Origin of the sequence: Rhodopseudomonas sp., assembly GCF_048594845.1 — a bacterium.
Taxonomy (GTDB): Bacteria; Pseudomonadota; Alphaproteobacteria; order Rhizobiales; family Xanthobacteraceae; genus Rhodopseudomonas.
Genome location: NZ_JBMDXE010000311.1, coordinates 1 through 4,207, shown reverse-complemented (window position 1 = coordinate 4,207; position 4,207 = coordinate 1). Strand labels below are relative to the sequence as shown.

The 4,207-nt window shown below is 65.4% G+C and carries 5 protein-coding genes; all 5 read right to left on the bottom strand.

The features are described 5' to 3' along the window. On the bottom strand, positions 1 to 878 hold an 878-nt coding region (locus ACOJTD_RS20650), incomplete at its 3' end, for a B12-binding domain-containing radical SAM protein (RefSeq protein WP_420134736.1). A gap of 163 nt (positions 879 to 1,041) precedes the next feature. Continuing rightward, positions 1,042 to 1,644, bottom strand: coding sequence for a class I SAM-dependent methyltransferase (locus ACOJTD_RS20645; RefSeq protein WP_420134735.1), 603 nt, complete (start codon positions 1,642 to 1,644; stop codon positions 1,042 to 1,044). Between the two features lie 9 nt (positions 1,645 to 1,653). Next, entirely contained in the window at positions 1,654 to 2,643 is a 990-nt protein-coding gene (gene argC, locus ACOJTD_RS20640; RefSeq protein ID WP_420134734.1) for an N-acetyl-gamma-glutamyl-phosphate reductase, read from the bottom strand. An 11-nt stretch (positions 2,644 to 2,654) separates the two neighbouring features. Continuing rightward, a complete protein-coding gene (locus ACOJTD_RS20635) occupies positions 2,655 to 3,323 on the bottom strand; it encodes an FMN-binding negative transcriptional regulator (RefSeq protein WP_420134733.1) in 669 nt (222 codons plus the stop codon). Between the two features lie 298 nt (positions 3,324 to 3,621). Beyond that, the coding region (locus tag ACOJTD_RS20630) for a N,N-dimethylformamidase beta subunit family domain-containing protein (RefSeq protein ID WP_420134732.1) at positions 3,622 to 4,207 on the bottom strand (586 nt) is incomplete at its 5' end.

Sequence of the window (4,207 nt, the reverse complement as noted above, 5' to 3'; positions counted from 1 at the left end):
GTCGCGGCGAACTCTTTGCGCAGCGCGGCGAGCCGGTCGAGGATCACCTCCCAGTCCTTGTTGCGGGCAAAATTGTCGTCGGTCATGAAGAACCAGTTGACGCCCTGCGCCATGTTGGCGCGCACCAGCCGCTCGATATCGTCGGCGCTGCGACCGCGCGATTTGCGGCCCTGCACGTTGATGATGGTGCAGAACGAGCACTGATACGGACAGCCGCGCCCGGCGTCGAATGAGCTCTGCAGGCTGAATGTGCCCTTCAGATATTTGCGCGGCAGCAGCGGCGTCGGCGCGCCTTCCAGCGACGGCAGATCGTGCAGATAATTGTACATTTGCTGGAGCCGACCGGCCGCCGCATCGCGCAGCAGGTCGTCGCAGCGGCCTTCCAGCTCGCCGGCGTACAGCGTCACGCCGAGATCGAGCGCCTGCTGCAGATCGCTCTGGATTCCCGGCAGCATCGCGACGCAGCCGGAGACATGAAAGCCGCCGATCGCCACCGGGACGCCCGCCGCGCGCAGCGGCCGCGCAATATCCAGCGCTCGCGGAAACTGATTGGACTGCACGCCGACCAGAAAGACGAGGCCGAAGAAATCATGTGCACGGAAGCGCTCGATGATCTGCGGAATCCGCGTACGGGTGTTGATCTCGTCAGCCGCGGTGATGTCGATGTCGATCTCGTCGCCGAGCGGTCTGCGCTGACGGGAATCCTCGACCAGGCTGTAGACCACCGCCAGCGAATTCGATGGGATGAACGCGCGAACCCACTGGATGACGTAGCCGTCGTCGTCGTAGTGCGACGGCTTGATCAGCGCGACCTGAAACCGCTTGGTGACTCGGGGCGCTGTCCCCACCTCCCCGACCTGCTGCGAAACGATTACCATGGCACGTCCCCCAACGAGCAACCTGGCACAGCCCGACGCCGCGCAGGACATCGTCCGGCGCAGCTTGGCGCAAGCCGTGGCTCATTAGCAAGTTAGACGGGAGGCGTGAGCTCAACTGATCAGTACAAATCCGGACTGATTAGTGCAATCCAGCACAACGGTATCAGGTCACTTTCTGCGCTGTGACATGAAGGATGACCGCGGGCTTGTTGTCGTAGCCGACATCCTCATTGGCCTCGACCGCCAGGGACGACCAGGCGCCAGCCTCGCGATAGCGTTCGCGAAGCCAGTCCTCTGTCGGGTAGTTGTAATAGCGGGCAAGCTTGTCGCGCCCCTCGGCCTCACCACCCTTGTAGCTGGCATAGAACCAGCCACCCGGCTTGAGCGCGCGCCAGATCCGCGCGAGCACGCCACCGAGTTCGTTGCGTGGCACATGGAGCAGGCAGGCGTTGGCCCAGACGCCGTCGTACAGCGCGTCGGCATCGAGCTGATGAAACAACAGCGTCTCGACGTCGCGACCGAGCCGCTGAGCGGCCTGCGCCGCCATCTGCGGCGAGCCGTCCGTCGGCCGGACGTCGAAGCCCTGCTTGATCATATGCGCCGAATCCGCACCGGCGCCGCAACCGAGCTCGAGGATTGACGCGCCCGGCGGCAGCCGGCCGAGAAACTGATCCAGGCGGACGTGACGATGTTTGCTCCAGGCCGCATAGTCGGCGGCGTTGCCCTGGTAGAATGCAAGCGTGTCGGAATCGAAGGCGTTCGTCATACGAGGCCTTTATTCGGCTTCAGCCGTATCGGGCAAGCCCAACATCAGCCGCATGTTCTGCACCGCTGCGCCGGAGGCGCCTTTGCCGAGATTGTCGAGCCGGGCCACCAGCACAGCCTGGTGCTGTGCGTCGCTGCCGAACACATAGAGTTCGAGCTTGTTGGTCTCGTTCAGTGCCTCCGGCTCGATCCGGCCACCGGCATTCGCGGCGCTGTCGAGCGGCCCGACCGACACATAGGCGCTGCCGGCGTAGCGCTTCGTCAGCACCCCGTGCAGATCAGCAACCGCCGGCTTGCCCGGCAGCGTGTCCAGATGCAGCGGCACCGATACCAGCATGCCCTGGCGGAAATTGCCCACGGACGGAATGAAGATCGGCCGCCGCGTCAGGTTCGAGTACTTCTGCGTCTCGGCGAGATGCTTGTGCGCAAGGCCGAGGCCGTAGAGTTCGAATGCCGGCGCCGTGCCGGCCTCATAGGCCGAAATCATCGACTTGCCGCCGCCCGAATAGCCACTGACGGCGTTGATCGAGATCGGGTAGTCGGCCGGGATCAGCCCGGCATCGACCAGCGGCCGCAAGAGTGCGATCGAGCCGGTCGGATAGCAGCCCGGGTTGGAGACTTTCTTCGCAGCCCGAATCTTGCCGGCCTGGTCGGGCGCCAATTCGGCGAAGCCATACACCCAGTCGGGCGCGACCCGGAACGCGGTCGAGGCGTCCAGCACTTTCGGCGCATCCGCGCCCATGCCGTCGATCACAGCCACAGTCTCCTTCGCGGCGTCATCCGGCAGGCACAGGATGACGAGGTCGACCTCGGCCATCAGCGCGCGCTTGGCGGCCGGGTCCTTGCGCTTGTCTTCGGCGATATCCTTGACGACGACCTGGCCATGGCGCGCCAGCCGCTCGCGGATGCCGAGCCCGGTGGTGCCGGCGGCGCCGTCGATAAACACGGCCGGCTTGCCGGCGGCGGCAGCTTTGGTGGTCGGGGTGTCCGTCATGGTCATCTCAGGTTCCTTCACAAAGCCGGTTCGGCGGCCAGCGCCGGAGAGTTGTAATCGAGTTGCGGCCGCAGCGCGATCATCTGCGCGGCGATCGCCTGCGAGGCGGGATCGGGCCGCGCCGCCAAGGCGTTTGCGACAGCCATGTGATCGGCGTCGGATTTGTGCTGGTTCAGCTTGAAGCTGCCCTCGACCACGTCCACCCGCATCATCACGCCCACGATCGCCTTCTTCATCGCGCTCAGTCGTCCGGCCGCCATCTTCGACGCCCGCCACGGCGGCTTCGGCGCCAGCGAGCTTTCGAAGACCGCACTGACCTCGTCAAGATGCGCGTCGCGTTCCGCCTCCGACATCACGGCAGCCGGGCCGGTCAGATGCACGCTCTGATACAGCCAGGTCGGCACCTGGTCCGGCGAGGCGTACCAGTCCGCCGATACATAGGCATCCGGCCCGCTCACCGCCATCAGCCACGGCGTGCGGCTGTCCGCCAGCGCAGCGAGCGGATTGCCGCGCGCGACATGGAACGACAGCAGCGGCGTGCCGTCGCTGGCATAGTCGACCGCGAACGGCAGCGGCGACGCCACCGGCTTGCGGCCATCATGGGCGCACACAAGACCGAAGCCGCGCGCTGCCGCGAAGGCAAGGCAGGCAGATCGATCGGGCTTGAAGGCGGGCGGCACGTACATGGCTGGCTCCTGGTTTAAGGCGGAGCCGCCGGGGTTCAGATCGCGCTTGGGTGGAAGATGATCAACCTGCCGCGGACCGAGACCGGCGGCAGGGGCAACGCTGTCAGACGCGCGCGTTGGCCCGAGCCGCGGGAATGCGGCGACGGCGGGCGTTGGCGATGGTGGTCGCGTTGATCATGGGTCGCTTGATAGAATCAGAACCGCGGAGCGTCAAGCGCCGCTCCGAGCGCAAAACAATGCCAGAAGCGGCGCCCGCAATGGAGCCGGCCGCACTTCTGGGATCATCGTGTGCCCTGTTTCACCGCCACTGCTTTTCTTCGGCCGACCATGCCCAGCCGGGGAGCTTGCCGGCCTTGCTGAACGCCGTCACCACGTTTGCCAGCAACCGCGAGACGTTGTTGTCGAAATTCCGATACGGCAACGATTGGCTGAAAGCGATGGAGCCAGTTGAGAACACCGCCCCATCGTTCGGAGCGGTGAAATACACCATGTCGGCGCGGACGCGATAATCATGCGATCCGGACAGGCCCGGATAGGGATAAAGCACCTCCTCCACCACGGTCTGATAATTATCGCTGTGTCCGCCCGATGACGCAACGATCAGCGAGTGCGGCGGCGTGCCGAGCGTCAGGTCGTAGCGGTCGATCTCGATGCCGCCCGCGGCGCCCTGCGCGAGGCCGAAATCGCCGATGATCTCCCCTTCGATGCCGTCCATGATCCACGAGGCGCGGCGGTGCCAGCTATCTGGCATCCGCCGGAACGGCCGCGCCGAGTCGAACCCCTCCGAGATGAAGCCGACGCCGAACACCTTCTGCGGCGGGCGGCCGAGGTCCTTCCAGAGCCCGCTCTTCTGACCCGTGGTCGCCAGATAATATTCTCCGGGC